1 protein-coding gene is annotated in these 18,734 nt (G+C 73.8%); it reads left to right on the top strand.

Annotation, left to right across the window (positions count from 1 at the left end; genetic code table 11):
* Nucleotides 1-61: 61 nt before the first annotated feature.
* Complete coding sequence (locus RLT58_RS31860) at nt 62-18,706, top strand: SDR family NAD(P)-dependent oxidoreductase (protein ID WP_311313810.1); 18,645 nt, start codon at nt 62-64, stop codon at nt 18,704-18,706.
* Nucleotides 18,707-18,734 lie beyond the last annotated feature (28 nt).

Genomic DNA, 18,734 nt, shown 5'->3' with positions numbered 1-18,734 from the left:
GCGCGGCTGGGGAGGGTGGGTCTCGCCGGGTCGTTCTCGACGAGGGAGTACGTCACAGATCATGCGTAGCGCCCACTCCGCACCTATCGCCGTCATCGGTCTCGCCTGCCGCCTCCCCGGGGCGCCCGATCCCGCCGCCTTCTGGCAGTTGCTCAGCCGCGGGGAGGACGCCGTCGGGGAGGCGCCCGCGGGCCGCCGGTCCGCCGGCGCCCCCGCCCGGGGCGCCTTCCTCGACGAGGTGGACCGGTTCGACGCCGGATTCTTCGGTATCCCGCCCCGCGAGGCGGCGGCGATGGACCCCCAGCAGCGACTGCTCCTGGAGCTGGGCTGGGAGGCACTGGAGGAGGCCGGGATCGTCCCCGGGGTGCTCGCCGGCAGCCGTACGGCCGTCTTCGCCAGCGCCATCTGGGACGACTACGCGGCGCTCCACCACCGCAGGGGCGGGACGGACGCGGACCGCTACTCCGTGACGGGACTGCACCGGGGCATCCTCGCCAACCGGCTCTCGTACGTGCTCGGCCTCACCGGTCCGAGCCTGACCGTGGACGCGGCCCAGTCCTCGTCGCTGGTCGCGGTGCATCTCGCCTGCGAGAGCCTGCGCAGCGGTGAGTCCGATCTCGCGGTGGTCGGCGGTGCGAATCTGATCCTCTCCCCCGGCAGCAGCGCGGACAGCGCGAAGTTCGGGGCCCTGTCGCCGGACGGCCGCTGCTTCACCTTCGACGCACGGGCCAATGGCTATGTACGCGGCGAGGGCGGCGTCGCCGTCGTGCTCAAGCCGCTGGACCGGGCGCGGGCGGACGGCGACCGGGTGCACTGCGTGATCCTGGGCAGCGCGGTCAACAACGACGGCGCGTCGGACGGGCTCACGGTCCCGGACCGGGGGGCGCAGGAAGCGGTGCTGCGCGAGGCGTACGCCCGCGCGGGTGTCACGGCCGATGAGGTCCAGTACGTCGAGCTGCACGGCACGGGCACACCCGTGGGCGACCCGGTGGAGGCCGCCGCGCTCGGCGCCGCGCTCGGTACGGGCCGGCCGGCCGGTGCCCCGCTCCAGGTGGGCTCGGCGAAGACGAACGTCGGGCATCTGGAGGGGGCGGCCGGTCTGGTGGGGCTGCTGAAGACCGCGCTCTCCGTGTCCCGGCGGCGGATCCCGGCCAGCCTCAACTTCGACGTGCCCAACCCGGCGATCCCGCTGGCGGACCTGGGCCTGCGGGTCCGGACCGAGGAGGGTCCCTGGCCGAGCGAGGAGCTGCCGCTGATCGCGGGGGTCAGCTCGTTCGGCATGGGCGGGACCAACTGCCATGTGGTGGTGGCGGATGCGGTGGGCCGGTTCGCGGGGGCGGACGCCGTGGACGGGGACGACGGCTCCGGGGCCTCCGGGGAGGCCGTGCGCGCCCCGTCCGTCGGGGCACCGCGCCCCGTCCCCTGGCTGCTCAGCGCCCGTGACGGCCGTGCCCTGCGCGGACAGGCCGCCCGGCTCCGCGACCACCTGACGACCGCCGCACCCGCCCCCTCCCTCCTCGACACCGCCTGCTCCCTCGCCACCACCCGCACGCTCTTCGACGAGCGCGCCGTCGTGGTGGCCGCCGACCGGGACGCCCTGCTGCGCGCGGTCGAGGCCCTGGCCGAGGGCCGGGACGACCCCGCTCTCGTACGCGGGCGGGCGGCCTCACCCGCCCCTCTCACCGCGTTCCTCTTCACCGGCCAGGGCAGCCAGCGTGCCGGAACGGGGCGCGAACTGTACGCCGCGTACGCGGAGTTCGCCGAGGCGTTCGACGACGTCTGCGCGGCCTTCGCCCCGCACCTGGACCGCCCGCTCAAGGACATCGTCCTCGCCGCGGAGGGTTCGCCGGAGGCCGCGCTGCTCGACGAGACGCGCTACACCCAGCCCGCGCTCTTCGCCGTCGAGACGGCGCTCTTCCGGCTGGTGGAGCACCTGGGCCTGCGGCCGGACCGGCTGGCCGGGCATTCGATCGGCGAGCTGACGGCAGCCCATGTGTCGGGGGTGCTCTCGCTCGACGACGCGGCGCGCCTGGTGGCCGCCAGGGGCCGGCTGATGCAGGAGCTTCCGGCGGGCGGTGCGATGGCCGCCGTCGAGGCGACCGAGCAGGAGGTGGTCCCGCACCTCACGGACCGGGTCTCCGTCGCCGCCGTCAACGGTCCGCGCGCGGTGGTCGTCTCGGGCGACGAGCCCGATGTCCTCAGGATCAAGGAGGCCTTCGCCTCCCAGGGCCGCCGCACGCGAAAGTTGACGGTCAGTCATGCGTTCCACTCACCGCTGATGGACCCGGTCCTCGACGTGTTCCGGCAGATCGCCGGGGAGCTGGAGTTCCGTGCGCCGAGGATCCCGGTCGTCTCGAACGTCACGGGTGACTTCGCGACCGCCGAGGAACTCGCCTCACCCGACTACTGGACCCGGCACATCCGTGAAGCCGTCCGCTTCCACGACGGGCTGCGCACGCTGCGGGACGACGGCGTGGGTGTCTTCGTCGAGCTGGGCCCGGACGCCGTCCTCACCGCCCTGGCCCGCGAAACGCTCACCGACGGTGCGTCAGCGCTGCTGTCGGTCCTGCGGCGCGGGCGCCCCGAGCCGGACACCCTGACGGCCGCGCTGGCGCAGGCCCAGGTGCGCGGCGCCCGGGTGGACTGGGCGGGCGCGCTGGCGGGATGGGGCGGCAGGACCGTGCCGCTGCCGACGTACGCCTTCCAGCGGGACCGCCACTGGCTGGACGGCCCGGTCACGGCGCCCGAGGTGCCGGTGGCCGGGCCCGCACCGGCGGAGGCCCCCGAGAGGAACACCGGGGAGAGCGCCGATGCGGCCCCGGAGGCAGAGCTGCTGGATGTGGTCCGGACGCAGGTCGCCCTCGTGCTGGGCCATGTGACGGGCGACGCGATCGATCCGGGCCACGCGTTCAAGGACCTCGGCTTCGACTCGCTGGCCGGGGTGGAGCTGCGCGACCGGCTCCAGACCGCGACCGGGCTCTCGCTGCCCTCGGCCCTGGTCTACAACCACCCGACGCCGGAGGCCGTCGTCCGGCTGCTGCGCGAACGGCTCGGCGGGTCCTCGGCGAGGACCACGGCCGGCCGGTCCATCGCCCTTACGGGTACGGCGTCCCAGGCGGACGAGCCGATCGCCATCGTGGGCATGGCGTGCCGCTACCCGGGCGGGGTGACCTCGCCCGAGGACCTGTGGAATCTGGTCGCCGGGGGCACGGATGCCATCGGCCCGTTCCCCACGGACCGGGGCTGGGACCTGGCCGCGCTGTACGACCCGGACCCGGACCGGCCCGGCACCTCCTATGTACGGGAGGGCGGATTCCTTTACGGGGCGGGCGAGTTCGACGCCGCGCTCTTCGGGATCAGTCCGCGCGAGGCGGCGGCGATGGACCCGCAGCAGAGGCTGCTGCTCACCACGGCGTGGGAGGCATTCGAGCGGGCGGGGATCGCACCCGACAGTCTGCGCGGCAGCGCGTCCGGGGTGTTCATCGGCGCCACCGCCCAGGACTACGGGCCCCGCCTGCACGAACCGGCGGAAGGCCTCGACGGCTACCTGCTCACCGGCAGCACGGCGAGTGTCGCCTCGGGGCGTGTCGCGTACACCTTCGGTCTCGAGGGGCCGGCGGTGACCGTGGACACGGCGTGCTCCTCGTCCCTGGTGGCCCTGCACCTGGCCGCCCAGGCGCTGCGGCAGGGCGAATGCGAGCTCGCGCTCGCCGGCGGCGTGACCGTGATGCCGACACCAGGGATGTTCCTGGAGTTCAGCCGGCAGCGCGGCCTCGCGACGGACGCACGCTGCAAGGCCTTCGCGGCGGGCGCCGACGGCACCGCGTGGTCGGAGGGCGTGGGACTGCTGCTCGTGGAGCGGCTGTCGGACGCCCGCCGCAACGGCCACCAGGTGCTCGCGGTCGTGCGCGGCTCCGCCGTCAACCAGGACGGGGCGAGCAACGGCCTCACCGCACCCAACGGCCCCTCGCAGGAGCGGGTCATCCGCCAGGCGCTGGCCCATGCCGGCCTCGCCACCTCCGACGTGGACGCCATGGAGGCGCACGGGACGGGCACCCGCCTCGGTGACCCGATCGAGGCCGATGCGCTGCTGGCCACGTACGGGCAGGACCGTCCGGCCGAACAGCCTCTGCTGCTGGGCTCGTTGAAGTCGAACATCGGGCATGCCCAGGCGGCGGCCGGGGTGGGCGGCATCATCAAGATGGTCGAGGCGATGCGCCACGGCGTGCTGCCCCGCACCCTGCATGTGGACGCGCCGTCCCCGCATGTGGACTGGGAGGCGGGTGCGGTGCGCCTGCTGACCGAGGACGCGCCGTGGCCGGACCACGACCGGCCGCGCCGGGCAGCCGTGTCGTCGTTCGGGATCAGCGGCACCAACGCCCACGTCATCCTGGAGCAGGCACCGACGGCCGGCGACTCGGTCCCGGCCGCGCCCGTGTCCGACGGCACCGAACCGGTGTTGTGGCCGCTCTCCGCTCAGAATGCCGGCTCACTGCGCGAGCAAGCCGTGCGGCTGCGTGCGTACGTCAACGAGCACCCGGAGACCGAACCCGAACGGATCGCTTCGGCGCTGTACCGAGGCCGTGCAGGTCTTGAGCATCGTGGGGTGGTGCTGGCGGGTGACCGGGACCAGGCACTCGACGCCCTGACCGCACTCGCCACCGACCAGGAACACCCCGCACTCGTACGCGGCACCGCCTCACCCACACCACGCATCGCCTACCTCTTCACCGGCCAAGGCAGCCAACGCCCCCGGATGGGCCACACCCTCTACGGGACCCACCCCGCGTTCGCCACCGCACTCGACGACGTATGCGACGCACTCGACCCACACCTCGAACGACCCCTGCGCGACATCATGTTCGCCGCCCCAGACACCCCCCAAGCAGCCCTCCTCAACGAAACCCGCTACACACAACCCGCCCTCTTCGCCCTCGAAACAGCCCTCCACCACCTACTCGCACACCACGGCATCACCCCCCACTACCTGACCGGCCACTCCATCGGAGAACTCACCGCCGCCCACCTCGCCGGAATCCTCACCCTCGAAGACGCGGCCCTCCTCATCACCACCCGCGCCCACCTCATGCAATCCGCACCAACCGGCGGAGCCATGACCGCCATCGAAGCAACCGAACAACAAATACAGCCCTACCTCAACGACCACATCGCCCTCGCCGCCGTCAACAGCCCCACCTCCCTCGTCATCTCAGGCGACACCGACGCCATCCACCACACCACCCACACCCTCAAACAACACGGCCACCGCACCCACCCCCTCACCGTCAGCCACGCCTTCCACTCCCACCACATGGACCCCATCCTCGACCAATTCCTGCAAACCGCCCAAACAATCACCTACCACCAACCCCACACCCCCCTCATCACCCACGGCGACCCCACCACCCCCCAACACTGGACCAACCAAATACGCAACACCGTCCACCACCACAACAACATCACCACCCTCACCACCAAAAACATCACCACCTACCTCGAACTCGGACCCGACGCCACCCTCACCACCCACACACCCCACACCACCCCCCTCCTCCGCAAAAACCACAACGAAAACCACACCTACCAAACCGCCCTCGCCACCACCCACACCCACGGCACCCCCACCAACCCACCCACCACCACCCACCCCCACACCAACCTCCCCACCTACCCCTTCCAACCCACCCACTACTGGCGGGTGCCGAGTCGTGCCACGGCCGGTCCGGAATCCCTCGGGCTCTCGGCCACGGATCACCCCTTCCTGGGCGCGTCGGGCGAGCTGGCGGAACAGGGCGGGTCGGTGTTCACCGGTCAGCTGTCGCAGGACGCCCACCCCTGGCTCGCGGACCACGAGATCCTCGGCCACGCCCTTCTGCCCGGTACGGCCTTCGTGGATCTCGCGCTCGCCGTCGGCGAATCCGTGGACGCGCCACGGGTGGCCGAACTGACGCTGGAAGCGCCCCTGTTGCTCCCCGTGACCGGTTCCCTGCTCCTCCAGCTGGCCGTCGGACCGGCCGACGCGGAGGGCGACCGTTCCCTCAGCATCCACACGCGCCCGGACCCGGCGAGCAACTGGACCCGGCACGCCACGGGCACCCTGACTCCGGCGAAGGCCGCCGGGCCGGTCGCGGAGGGCGGTGCCTGGCCCCCGCGCGGCGCCGAACCCCTCGATGTCGAAGCGCTGTACGCGCGGCTCGACCGACTCGGCTACGCCTACGGGCCTGCCTTCCGCGCCGTCCGGGCCGCGTGGAGCGACGGCGACGACCTCGTCGCCGAACTGACGCTCCCGGACGAGCTGCAGGACCGGGCGGCGGAGTTCCCGGTCCACCCGGCGCTGCTCGACGCGGCCCTGCATCCGCTGGTCGGACGGGAGGCGCAGGACGGTGCCGGCCTGCCCGTGCCCTTCGCCTGGTCGGGCATCGAGCTCTTCGCCACCGGCGCCACCACCGTGCGCGCCCGCTGGTCGTCGGGACGGCTCACGGTCACCGACCCGGCCGGCCACGCCGTCCTGTCGGCCGACTCGCTCACTCTGCTGCCCGTCGAGGCGTCGGCGCTCTCCGCCGCATCCGGTGGCTCCGCGCCCACGCCCCATCGCATCGACTGGGTACCCGTCGCCCACGACACCCCGGCCCGGGCACAGGCCGTTCACGTCACCGCGCTCGGGGATCTCTCGCCCGACGCGGCCGTGCCCGATGTCGTCGCCGTCTCCGTTCCGGCGGGACGCGGCGCGGCCTCGCACACCCTGGAGCTGGTACGGGAGTGGCTGGGCCAGGACCGCTTCGCCGATGCGCGGCTGCTGTTCCTCACGCGTGGTGCGATGGCGGCAGCGGCAGGCGACTCCGTCTCCGATCCATGGTCGGCCGCCGCTTGGGGGCTGGTCCGGTCGGCGCAGTCGGAGCACCCCGGCCGGTTCGCCCTGGTGGACGTCGACGGGGACGCACCGGATCTCGCGACGCTCTCGGCGGCATCGCTCGATGAGCCTCAACTTGCCCTTCGTTCCTCCGTCTTGCTCGCACCCCGGGTCGCCCGGGGGCGTACCCCCGAGTCCGCTTCCGGAAGCCGTGACTACGGCCACCGCACGGTCCTGATCACTGGCGGCACCGGTGGGCTCGGCCGGCTCGTGGCCCGGCATCTCGTGGCCCAGCACGGAGCCCGGCAGCTGCTGCTCCTGAGCCGCAGCGGTGAACACGCCCAAGGTGCGGACGCGTTGGCCGCCGAGCTCGCAGAGTCCGGGGCCGAGGTGCGGTTCGTGGCGGGGGACGTCTCCTCGCGCGAGGACCTGGCCGGGGCCCTCGCCTCGCTCCCTTCCGCGCACCCGCTCGGGGCCGTCTTCCATCTGGCCGGCGTCCTGGACGACGTGACGATCGGGAGTCTCACTCCGGACCGGCTGGACGCCGTGCTCCGTACGAAGGCCGACGCGGCGGCGCAGCTCCATGAGCTGACGGCCGATGCCGAGCTGGACGACTTCGTGCTGTTCTCGTCGATCGTCGGGGTCACCGGCAACGCCGGACAGGCCAACTACGCCGCCGCCAACGCCTACTTGGACGCCCTCGCCCACCACCGCCACGCCCTCGGCCTGCCCGCCACCTCACTCGCCTGGGGCCTCTGGGACCAGCCCGACGGGATGAGCGGCGGCCTCGGGGCCACCGAGCTGGCCCGCTGGCAGAGGTCGGGGCTCGCCCCGCTCTCCGTCGCCGACGGCCTGGCGCTGCTGGATGCGGCCCTCGCCGGCGAGGACCCGGCACCGGTCCTCGTACGGACCGAGGCGAACGCTCTGCGGACGAGGGCGGAGCAGGGCGCTCTGCCCTCCGTGCTGCGCGGCCTGGTCCGCACACCGCGTCCCCGCGCCTCGGCCGCACCGGCCGATGCCGCCGGAGCCGGCTCGTGGGCGACCCGCACCGCCGGACTGCCGGTAGAGGAACGGCACCGTACGGTCGCGGAGTTGGTACGGACGACCGTGGCCACCGTGCTCGGCCACACCACACCGGAGACGCTGGACGACTCCCGCGCCTTCCGGGACCTGGGCTTCGACTCCCTCGCCGGCGTCGATCTGCGCAACCGGCTCGCCACGGCCACCGGGCTGAGGATCTCCACCACGGCCGTCTTCGACCACCCCACCCCCCGCTCGCTGGCCGTGCACGTGCTGACCCTGCTGCCGGGGGCCACGACTCCGTCCGCCGGTGCGGCCGTCACCGGGACGCGGGTCACCGATCAGGACGACCCGATCGTGATCGTGGGCATGGCGTGCCGCTACCCGGGCGGCGTGGCGTCGCCCGACGATCTGTGGGACCTCGTCGCGTCCGCGCAGGACGCCATCGGGGGCTTCCCCACCGACCGGGGCTGGGACCTGGCGAAGCTCTACGACCCGGACCCGGAACACCTCGGTACGTCGTACGCCCGCGAGGGCGGGTTCCTGTACGGGGCAGGGGAGTTCGATGCCGAGTTCTTCGGGATCAGCCCGCGTGAAGCCCTCGCCGCCGATCCGCAGCAGCGGCTGCTGCTGGAGACGGCCTGGGAGACGTTCGAGCGCGCCGGGATCGACCCCGGCTCCGTGCGCGGCAGCCGGACGGGGGTCTTCGCCGGGGTCATGTACAACGACTACGGGTCGAGGTTCCTCAAGGCTCCGCAGGATCTGGAGGGCTACCTCCTCACGGGCAACACATCGAGCGTGATCTCCGGCCGCGTCGCGTACACCTTCGGTCTCGAGGGCCCGGCGGTGACCGTGGACACGGCGTGCTCCTCGTCCCTGGTGGCCCTGCACCTGGCCGCCCAGGCGCTGCGGCAGGGCGAATGCGAGCTCGCGCTCGCCGGCGGCGTGACCGTGATGGCCCGTCCCGACACGTTCGTCGAGTTCAGCCGGCAGCGCGGGCTCTCCCCCGACGGCCGGTGCAAGTCCTTCTCCGCCTCGGCCGACGGCACGGGCTGGTCGGAGGGCGTGGGGCTACTGCTCGTGGAGCGGCTGTCGGACGCCCGCCGCAACGGCCACCAGGTGCTCGCGGTCGTGCGCGGCTCCGCCGTCAACCAGGACGGGGCGAGCAACGGCCTCACCGCACCCAACGGCCCCTCGCAGGAGCGGGTCATCCGCCAGGCGCTGGCCGGGGCGGGCCTGCGGGCCTCCGAGGTCGACGCGGTCGAGGCGCACGGGACGGGTACCCGCCTCGGTGACCCGATCGAGGCCCAGGCCCTCCTTGCCACCTACGGGCAGGAGCGGCAGAACGACGAGCCGCTGCACCTCGGCTCACTGAAGTCGAACATCGGGCATGCCCAGGCGGCGGCCGGGGTGGGCGGCATCATCAAGATGGTCGAGGCGATGCGCCACGGCGTGCTGCCTCGCACCCTGCACGTGGACGCGCCGTCCCCGCACATCGACTGGGAGGCGGGCGCGGTCAGGCTCCTGACGCAGGAGACGTCCTGGCCGGACCATGACCGGCCGCGCCGGGCAGCCGTGTCGTCCTTCGGGATCAGCGGCACCAACGCCCACGTCATCCTGGAGCAGGCACCCGAGCCCGCCCGGCAGGACACGGACAGCGCCGAGTCCGACGACGACAGCACACCCGTGCTCTGGCCTCTGTCCGCGCACAGCCCGGCCGCCCTGCGCACCCAGGCCGCACGGCTCGCCACCTTCGTACGGGAACGGCCGGACTCGGCCGCGGCGATCAGCCGCACGCTGACGACCGGACGGGCCGCGCTGGAACACCGTGGGGTGGTGCTGGCGGGTGACCGGGACCAGGCACTCGACGCCCTGACCGCACTCGCCACCGACCAGGAACACCCCGCACTCGTACGCGGCACCGCCTCACCCACACCACGCATCGCCTACCTCTTCACCGGCCAAGGCAGCCAACGCCCCCGGATGGGCCACACCCTCTACGGGACCCACCCCGCGTTCGCCACCGCACTCGACGACGTATGCGACGCACTCGACCCACACCTCGAACGACCCCTGCGCGACATCATGTTCGCCGCCCCAGACACCCCCCAAGCAGCCCTCCTCAACGAAACCCGCTACACACAACCCGCCCTCTTCGCCCTCGAAACAGCCCTCCACCACCTACTCGCACACCACGGCATCACCCCCCACTACCTGACCGGCCACTCCATCGGAGAACTCACCGCCGCCCACCTCGCCGGAATCCTCACCCTCGAAGACGCGGCCCTCCTCATCACCACCCGCGCCCACCTCATGCAATCCGCACCAACCGGCGGAGCCATGACCGCCATCGAAGCAACCGAACAACAAATACAGCCCTACCTCAACGACCACATCGCCCTCGCCGCCGTCAACAGCCCCACCTCCCTCGTCATCTCAGGCGACACCGACGCCATCCACCACACCACCCACACCCTCAAACAACACGGCCACCGCACCCACCCCCTCACCGTCAGCCACGCCTTCCACTCCCACCACATGGACCCCATCCTCGACCAATTCCACGAGACAGCCCGCACCCTCACCTACCACCAACCCCACACCCCCCTCATCACCCACGGCGACCCCACCACCCCCCAACACTGGACCAACCAAATACGCAACACCGTCCACCACCACAACAACATCACCACCCTCACCACCAAAAACATCACCACCTACCTCGAACTCGGACCCGACGCCACCCTCACCACCCACACACCCCACACCACCCCCCTACTCCGCAAAAACCACAACGAAAACCACACCTACCAAACCGCCCTCGCCACCACCCACACCCACGGCACCCCCACCAACCCACCCACCACCACCCACCCCCACACCAACCTCCCCACCTACCCCTTCCAACCCACCCACTACTGGTTGGACGCGACAGGGGCCGACGGGGCCGACGTGCTGCTGGCTCCCGCCGTCGAGCTCGCCGAGGACGACGGTCTGCTCTTCACGGGCGAGGTGGGTACCGCGCTGCTTCCCTGGCTCGCCGACCACGCGATGGGCGGCGTGCCGCTCGTGCCGGCGGCGCTCCTCGTCGAACTGGCGCTGCGCGCGGGCGAGAAGGCGGACGTCCCGGTCGTGGACGAGCTGACCCTCGAGGCTCCGCTCGCCCTGCCGGCCGACGGCTCGGCGGTGTCGCTTCAGCTCGCGGTCGGCGCTCCTGATGCCACGGACCGGCGGCCGTTCAGTGTGCACGCCCGGTCCGCCGAGGGTTCGCCCTGGGTGCGGCATGCCTCCGGCCGGCTGGCACCGCTGGACGACGAGACGCCCGCACCGGAGCCCGTGTGGCCACCGGCCGACGCGGTCCGCACGGATGTGGCCGAGGTCTACGAACGCCTGGAGCGGCTGGGCTACGGGTACGGGCCTGCCTTCCGCAATCTGCGGGCCGCCTGGACGGTCGGGGACACCTTCTTCGCCGAGGCCGCGCTGCCGGAGGAACTGCGGGAATCCGCAGAGAAGTTCGGCCTTCACCCCGCGCTGCTCGACGCCGCGCTGCACCTGCTGCCGCTGCGCGGCGGCGGTGCGGAGCTGAAGCTGCCCTTCTCCTGGTCCGGGGTCCGTCTGCACGCCACCGGGGCCGACTCGGTGCGCATCCGGCTGGAGCCGGCGGGCGGGGACGCGATGTCCGTGTCGCTGACCGACGCGGCCGGGGACCCGGTCGCCTCCGTGGACGCGGTCCATCTGCTGCCCGCCCCTGCCGTGACCGCTGCCCCGCAGGCAGCCGCAGGCAGCGATGCGCTGTACGAGGTCGGCTGGGCGGCGCCTGTGGCGCGCACCGGCGGGGCCGGTGCGGCCCTGCCCGATGCCGAGATCGTACGGATCGACTCCGGGCTCACCGTCACCGAGGCGGCTCATCGCGCCCTGGCCCTCGTCCAGGAGTGGCTGGCGGCCGAGCGGCCCGCCGGGGCCAGGCTCGCCGTCGTGACCTCGGGTGCCGTCGCGGCTGTTCCGGGCGAGGCCGTCACCGGCCCGGCGTCCGCCGCGGTGTGGGGTCTGCTCCGTACCGCGCAGTCCGAGCACCCGGGCAGCTTCGTCCTGGTCGACACGGACGACAGCGCGGCGAGCACACGCGCGCTGGCCGACGCGCTGGCCGGCGACGAGCCGCAACTCGCCCTGCGCGACGGGCTGGTGCTGGTCCCCCGGCTGACCCGCATCGCACTGCCGGGCCCGGAGACGGCGCCCCTGTCCGATGCGATCGCCGGCCAGGACGGCACGGGCACAGTACTGCTGACCGGTGCCACGGGGGCGCTGGGTGCCACCGTCGCGGAGCGGCTCATCACCCGTCACGGCGTACGGCATCTGCTGCTCGCCGGGCGACGCGGACCGGCGGCTCCCGGGGCGGCGGAACTCCTCGCGCACCTCACCGGGCTGGGTGCCGAAGTGACCCTGGTCGCCTGCGACACCGCCGACCGCGACGCCGTCACCCGACTGCTCACCGGCATCCCCGCCGCGCACCCGTTGCGGGGGATCGTGCACGCCGCCGGGGTGCTCGACGACGGTGTGCTGGAGGACCTCACCCCGGACCGTCTCGACACCGTCCTGCGGCCCAAGGCGGACGCGGCCCTGCTGCTCCACGAACTCACCGGCGAACTCGGCCTGGAACCGGCGGCCTTCGTCCTCTTCTCCTCGGTCACCGGGGTCACGGGCACCGCCGGACAGGCCAACTACGCCGCCGCCAACGCCTACTTGGACGCACTCGCCCACCACCGCCACGCCCTCGGCCTGCCCGCCACCTCACTCGCCTGGGGCCTCTGGGACCAGCCCGACGGGATGGGGTCGCGGCTGGGCGCCTCCGATCTCGCGCGGCTCGCCCGGTCCGGGATCGCCCCGCTCCCCGAGGAGAGCGCCCTGCGGCTCTTCGACGAAGCGCTCGGCTCCCCGCGTCCGGCGCTCGTCGCCTCCCGCTTCGCCACCGCCACCCTGGGCGAGGGAGGTGTGCCGGTGCCCGCGCCGCTGCGCTCCCTGGTGTCGAGGCGCCCGCGTCGGGCGGCCACCTCCGCATCCGTACAGGGCGGCTCGACGTTCGCCGAGCAGCTGGCCGGTCTCCCCGCCGACGCCGTGGAACGGAGGCTGCTGGAGCTGGTGCGCGCCACGACGGCCACCGTGCTGGGCCATGCGGACGCGGAGGCTGTGCCCGACGGGCGCGCCTTCACCGATCTGGGCTTCGACTCGCTGGCCGCCGTCGACCTGCGCAACCGGCTCGGGACAGCCACCGGTCTGCGCCTGCCCACCACGCTGGTCTTCGACCACCCGACCCCACAGGCGCTCGCCGCCCTGCTGCGTACCGAACTCGTCGGTGCCGGGGCGGAGGCGGACCGGGACGACGCCCCCGCGGCCGCCCCGACGGGCGACACCGTGGACGATCCGATCGCGATCGTGTCCATGGCCTGCCGCTTCCCCGGCGGGGTGACCACGCCCGAGGAGCTGTGGCGCCTCGTCAGTGACGAGACCGACGCGGTCTCCGGCTTTCCCACCGACCGGGGCTGGGACCTGGAAGGCCTCTACGACCCGGACGCGTCCCGCCCCGGCACCTCGTACGCACGAGAGGGCGGGTTCCTGCACTCGGCCGCCGACTTCGACCCGGAGTTCTTCGGGATGAGCCCGCGCGAGGCCCTCACCACGGACCCGCAGCAGCGGCTGCTGCTGGAGACGACCTGGGAGGCGTTCGAGCGGGCCGGGATCGACCCGGCCGGGCTGCGCGGCTCCCGTACCGGGGTGTTCGCCGGGGTGATGTACAACGACTACGGGGCCCGGCTGCACCAGGCTCCGAACGCCCCCGGCGAGGTCGAGGGGTACCTGGTCAGCGGGAGCGCGGGCAGTGTGGCCTCCGGCCGGGTCTCGTACACCTTCGGGCTCGAAGGTCCGGCGGTCACGGTGGACACGGCGTGCTCCTCGTCCCTGGTGGCCCTGCATCTCGCCGCCCAGGCGCTGCGGCAGGGCGAATGCGATCTGGCGCTTGCCGGCGGGGTGACCGTGATGGCCGGCCCCGCGACCTTCGTGGAGTTCAGCCGGCAGCGGGGGCTCTCCGCCGACGGACGGTGCAAGCCGTTCGCGGAGGCCGCCGACGGCACGGGCTGGGGCGAGGGTGTCGGGCTGCTGCTCGTCGAGCGGCTGTCGGACGCGCGGCGCCTCGGCCATGAGGTGCTGGCCCTGCTCCGGGGCTCCGCCGTCAACCAGGACGGGGCGAGCAACGGCCTCACCGCACCCAACGGCCCCTCCCAGCAGCGGGTGATCCGCCAGGCCCTGGACCGGGCGGGTCTCACCGCCCGGGACGTGGACGCCGTGGAGGCGCACGGGACCGGGACCCGGCTCGGGGACCCGATCGAGGCTCAGGCCCTGCTCGCCGTCTACGGGCAGGACCGGCCGGAGGGACGGCCGCTGCTGCTGGGCTCGGTGAAGTCCAACATCGGGCATACGCAGGCCGCGGCGGGCGTCGCGGGTGTGATCAAGACCGTGCTCTCCATGCGGCACGGCACGTTGCCCAGGAGCCTGCACATCGACCGGCCGACCCCGCATGTCGACTGGTCGGAGGGCGGCGTCGAACTGCTCACCGAGACCACTCCCTGGCCGGAACACGGCCGGCCCCGGCGGGCGGCCGTGTCGTCCTTCGGGATCAGCGGGACCAACGCCCACGTCATCCTGGAGGCACCGCAGGAGACCCCGGCAGCCCCGGAGATCCGGAGCACTGGTGCCGACGGCCCGCTCGTCCCGTGGCTGGTGTCCGGGCACACGCCCGGTGCGCTGCGGGCCCGGGCGGCGCAGCTGGCCGAGGTCCTGGAACGGGAGCCGGGGCTGCGCCCTGCCGATGTGTCGGCGGCCCTGGCGGCCGGTCCGGGCGCCTTCGGGCACCGCGTCTCCTTCGTCGCGGCCGACCGGGACGAGGCACTGCGCGCGCTGGCCTCGGTGGCGGCGGGCGAGACCCGGGAGAGCGTGGCGCCCGAGCGGGTCCGGACCGCGTTCCTCTTCACCGGTCAGGGCAGCCAGCGTGCGGGGGCGGGCCGGGAACTGTACGCGGAGTACGGCGTGTTCGCGACCGCCTTCGACGCGGCCTGCGCGGCGCTCGATCCGCTCGTCGGGCGCTCGCTGCGCGAGATCGCGTTCGCCGACGAGGGCACGCCGGAAGCGGCTCTGCTCAACGAGACCCAGTACACCCAGCCCGCCCTGTTCGCCCTGGAGACGGCACTGTTCCGGCTGGTGGAGCACTTCGGGGTGCGTCCCGACGCGCTGCTCGGGCACTCCATCGGGTCGGTGGCCGCCGCGCACGCGGCCGGCGTGCTGTCGCTGGGCGACGCGGCGACGCTGGTCGCGGCCCGGGGGCGGCTGATGCAGGGGCTGCCGGCCGGGGGCGCCATGCTGGCGGTGGCGCTCGACGAGGACGCCGTGACGGGCCTGCTGGCCGGGCTCGACGACCGCGTGGGCATCGCCGCGCTCAACGGGCCCCGGGCCACCGTGGTCTCGGGCGAGGCCGGTGCGGTGGACGAGTTCGCCGCGCGGGCGGCGCAGGCGGGCGCCCGGACACGCCGGCTCACCGTGAGCCACGCCTTCCACTCGCCGTTGATGGAGCCGGTGCTCGCGGAGTTCCGGGAGGTGGTGTCGGGGCTGGAGTTCCGGGCGCCGGACCTCACGGTGATCTCCGATCTCACCGGACGGGCCGTCGATCCCGACGACTTCGCCTCCGCCGGGTACTGGGTACGCCACGCCCGCGAGGCCGTCCGCTTCGCCGACGGGGTCCGCACCCTGAAGGACCTGGGCATCGGGACGTTCCTGGAGCTCGGCCCGGACGCGGTGCTCGCGACGACGGCCGCCGACTCGCACCCCGATGCGGTGCTGCTCCCGCTGCTGCGCCGCGACCGCTCCGCACTCCGCTCGCTGCCCGAGGCCCTCGGCGCGCTGCACGCCGCCGGTGGCACGGTCGGCCGGGAGGTCTACGGGGCACGGGAGGGCCGCGGCCGGGTCGAGCTGCCCACGTACCCCTTCCAGCGCGAGCGGTACTGGCTCGACCGCCCGGCCGCGCCCGCCGGGGCCGCCCGGGTGGAGCAGGCGGGGCTCGGGGCGACGGACCATCCGCTGCTCGGGGCCGCCGTGGAACTCGCGGGCGGCACGGGCACGGTCCACACCGGGCTGCTCTCCCTGGACAGCCATCCGTGGCTGTCCGACCACGCGGTGCTCGGCACCGTCGTCCTGCCGGGAGCAGCCCTGCTCGAACTCGCCCTGTACGCGGGCCGGCAGGCGGGGGCCGGCGCGGTCGACGAGCTGACCCTCAGCGACCCGCTGCTGATCCCGGACACGGGGGCCGTGCAGGTGCAGGTGAGTGTGGGAGCCGCCGGGGCGGACGGCCGCAGGACGGTGACGGTCCATTCCCGGCCGGGCGCCGGGCAGTACGGCGGGGCGGACGGCGAGCCGTGGACCGTGCACGCCTCGGGGGTGCTCGCGCCGGACACCGCCGTGCAGCCCGCGCCGCTGACGGGGGCCTGGCCGCCGGCCGGGGCGGAGCCCGTCGGGATCGGGGGCGCCTATGCCGAGCTGGCCGCGCTGGGTTACGCCTACGGCCCCGCATTCCAGGGGCTGCGGGCCGCCTGGCGCGATCCCGAGGACGGGACCTGGTTCGCCGAGGCCGCCCTGGCCGGGGGCGACGACGGTCACCTCCTGTCGCCGTCGCTCCTCGACTCGGCCCTGCACCCGCTCGCCCTCGCGGGCCCCGGCCCGTCCGGCGGGCTGCCGGTCCCGTTCTCCTGGAACGGGGTGCGGGTGCGCCCCACGCGCACCGGGTCGGTGCGGGTGCGGCTGTCCCCGGCCGGGCCCGACACCACGGAGCTGCTGCTGACCGACGAGTGGGGGGCTCCGGTGCTCTCCGTCGCCTCCCTCGTGGTGCGGGAGGCCGATCCGTCGCGGTTCGCACGGGCCCGCCGGGACACGGACGGGCTGTACCGGGTGGAGTGGACGACGCTGTCCGCCCCCGGCCCGCGCACGGGCGCGGTCGGTCTCGACGAGGCGCTGAGGATCGCGGCCGCGGAGGGCGAGTTCCTTGGCGACGCCCTGCTGGACGACGAGGAGCGTGCGCTGCCCGGCCTCGCGCAGGTGCTGCGCGACTGGCTGGCGGACGCCCGGTTCGAACGGGCCCGGCTGGTCGTCACCACGACCGGGGCGCTGGCCGTCCGCGAGGGCGAGCCGGTGCCGGGGCTCGACCGGTCGGGGTGGTGGGGGCTGGTGCGTACGGCACAGACCGAGCATCCCGGGCGGTTCGTCCTGGTCGACACCGACGGGACGGACGCCTCCGCCCGCGTACGGGACGCGGCGCTCGGCACCGGGGAACCCCAACTGGCCCTCCGGGAGGGCGAGGTGCTGGTGCCGGGTCTGACCGCCGTGCCGGCCGCCGCCGAGGGCCGTACGGTCCTGGCGGACGCGGGACGCGGCACGGTGCTGCTGACCGGTGCCACGGGGGCGCTCGGCCGGCTGGTCGCGGAACGGCTGATCACCCATCACGGGGTGCGGCGGCTCCGGCTGACCGGCCGGCGCGGTCCGAACGCCCCGGGGGCCCGGGAGCTCGTCGACGGCCTTACCGCTCTCGGTGCCGACGTCACGCTCACCGCCTGCGACCTCGCGGACCGGGCCGCGCTCACGGAACTGCTCGACTCCGTCCCCGACGAGCATCCGCTGACCGCCGTCGTCCATGCGGCGGGGGTCACGGCGGACGCGACGCTGGCGGCACTCACCGATGACGCCTTCGCGACGGTCCTCCGGCCGAAGGCCGATGCCGCCCTGCTGCTGCACGAGCTGACCCGGGAGCGGGGCATCGAGCTGGACGCCTTCGTGCTGTTCTCCTCGGTCGCGGGCGTCATCGGCAACGCGGGCCAGGCCAACTACGCGGCCGCGAACACCTACGTGGACGCGCTGGCCCAGCACCGCCGCGCGCTCGGACTCCCCGCGCTCTCCCTCGCCTGGGGGCTGTGGGAGCAGCCCGGCGGCATGGGCGGGGCCCTGGGAGGCGCAGATCTGGCCAGGATCGCGCGGACCGGCATCGCTCCCCTGACGGCCGACGAGGGGTTGGCGCTGTTCGACTCGGCGCTGGCCTCGGGGCTCGCCACCGCCGTGCCCGCCCGGCTGGACACCTCGGCGCTCCGGCGGCTCGGTGACCCGGACCGCGTACCGCCGCTGCTGCGCTCCCTGGTCGGCCTGCCGGCCCGGCGGCCCTCGGCGGCCACCGGGGCGGGCGGCGGGCCCGCCGTCGATACGGACGGCGATGCCCCGTGGGTGCGCAAGCTGGCCGAGGCGGCCGAGGCGGAGCGGCCGCGCATCGTGCTGGATCTGGTGCGGGCGGTGGTGGCCGAGATCCTCGGGCATCCGCCGAACCGGCCCGTGCCCGCCGACCGGGGTCTGCTCGACCTCGGCTTCGACTCGCTGACCGCTGTCGAACTGCGCAACCGCCTCGGTGCCGAGACAGGGCTGAGGCTGCCCACCACCCTGCTCTTCGACCGGCCGACCGCGACCTCGCTCGCCGGCCATCTGCACGGGGAGCTGACCGACCGGCTGCCGGGCGGGGCCGCATCGGCGCTGGCCCGTATCGACGAGCTGGAGGCCGCCTTCGACGGGTCCGCGCTGGGCGTGGAGGCCCGCGAGCGGATCACCGCCCGGCTGGCCTCCCTGCAGGCCAGGCTCGCGGCGGCCGGAGACACCCCTTCGGGGACCACGGACACCGACACCATCACTGCCACCCCTCAGCTGGACCAGGCATCCGACGACGAGCTGTTCCGGCTCATCGACGGACAGCTCGGCTCCGAATGATCCGTACGACGAGGAGAGTTGACGTCGC

Origin of the sequence: Streptomyces sp. ITFR-16 (assembly GCF_031844705.1) — a bacterium.
Classification (GTDB): Bacteria; Actinomycetota; Actinomycetes; order Streptomycetales; family Streptomycetaceae; genus Streptomyces.
This window is presented reverse-complemented; position numbering and strand designations above follow the sequence as displayed.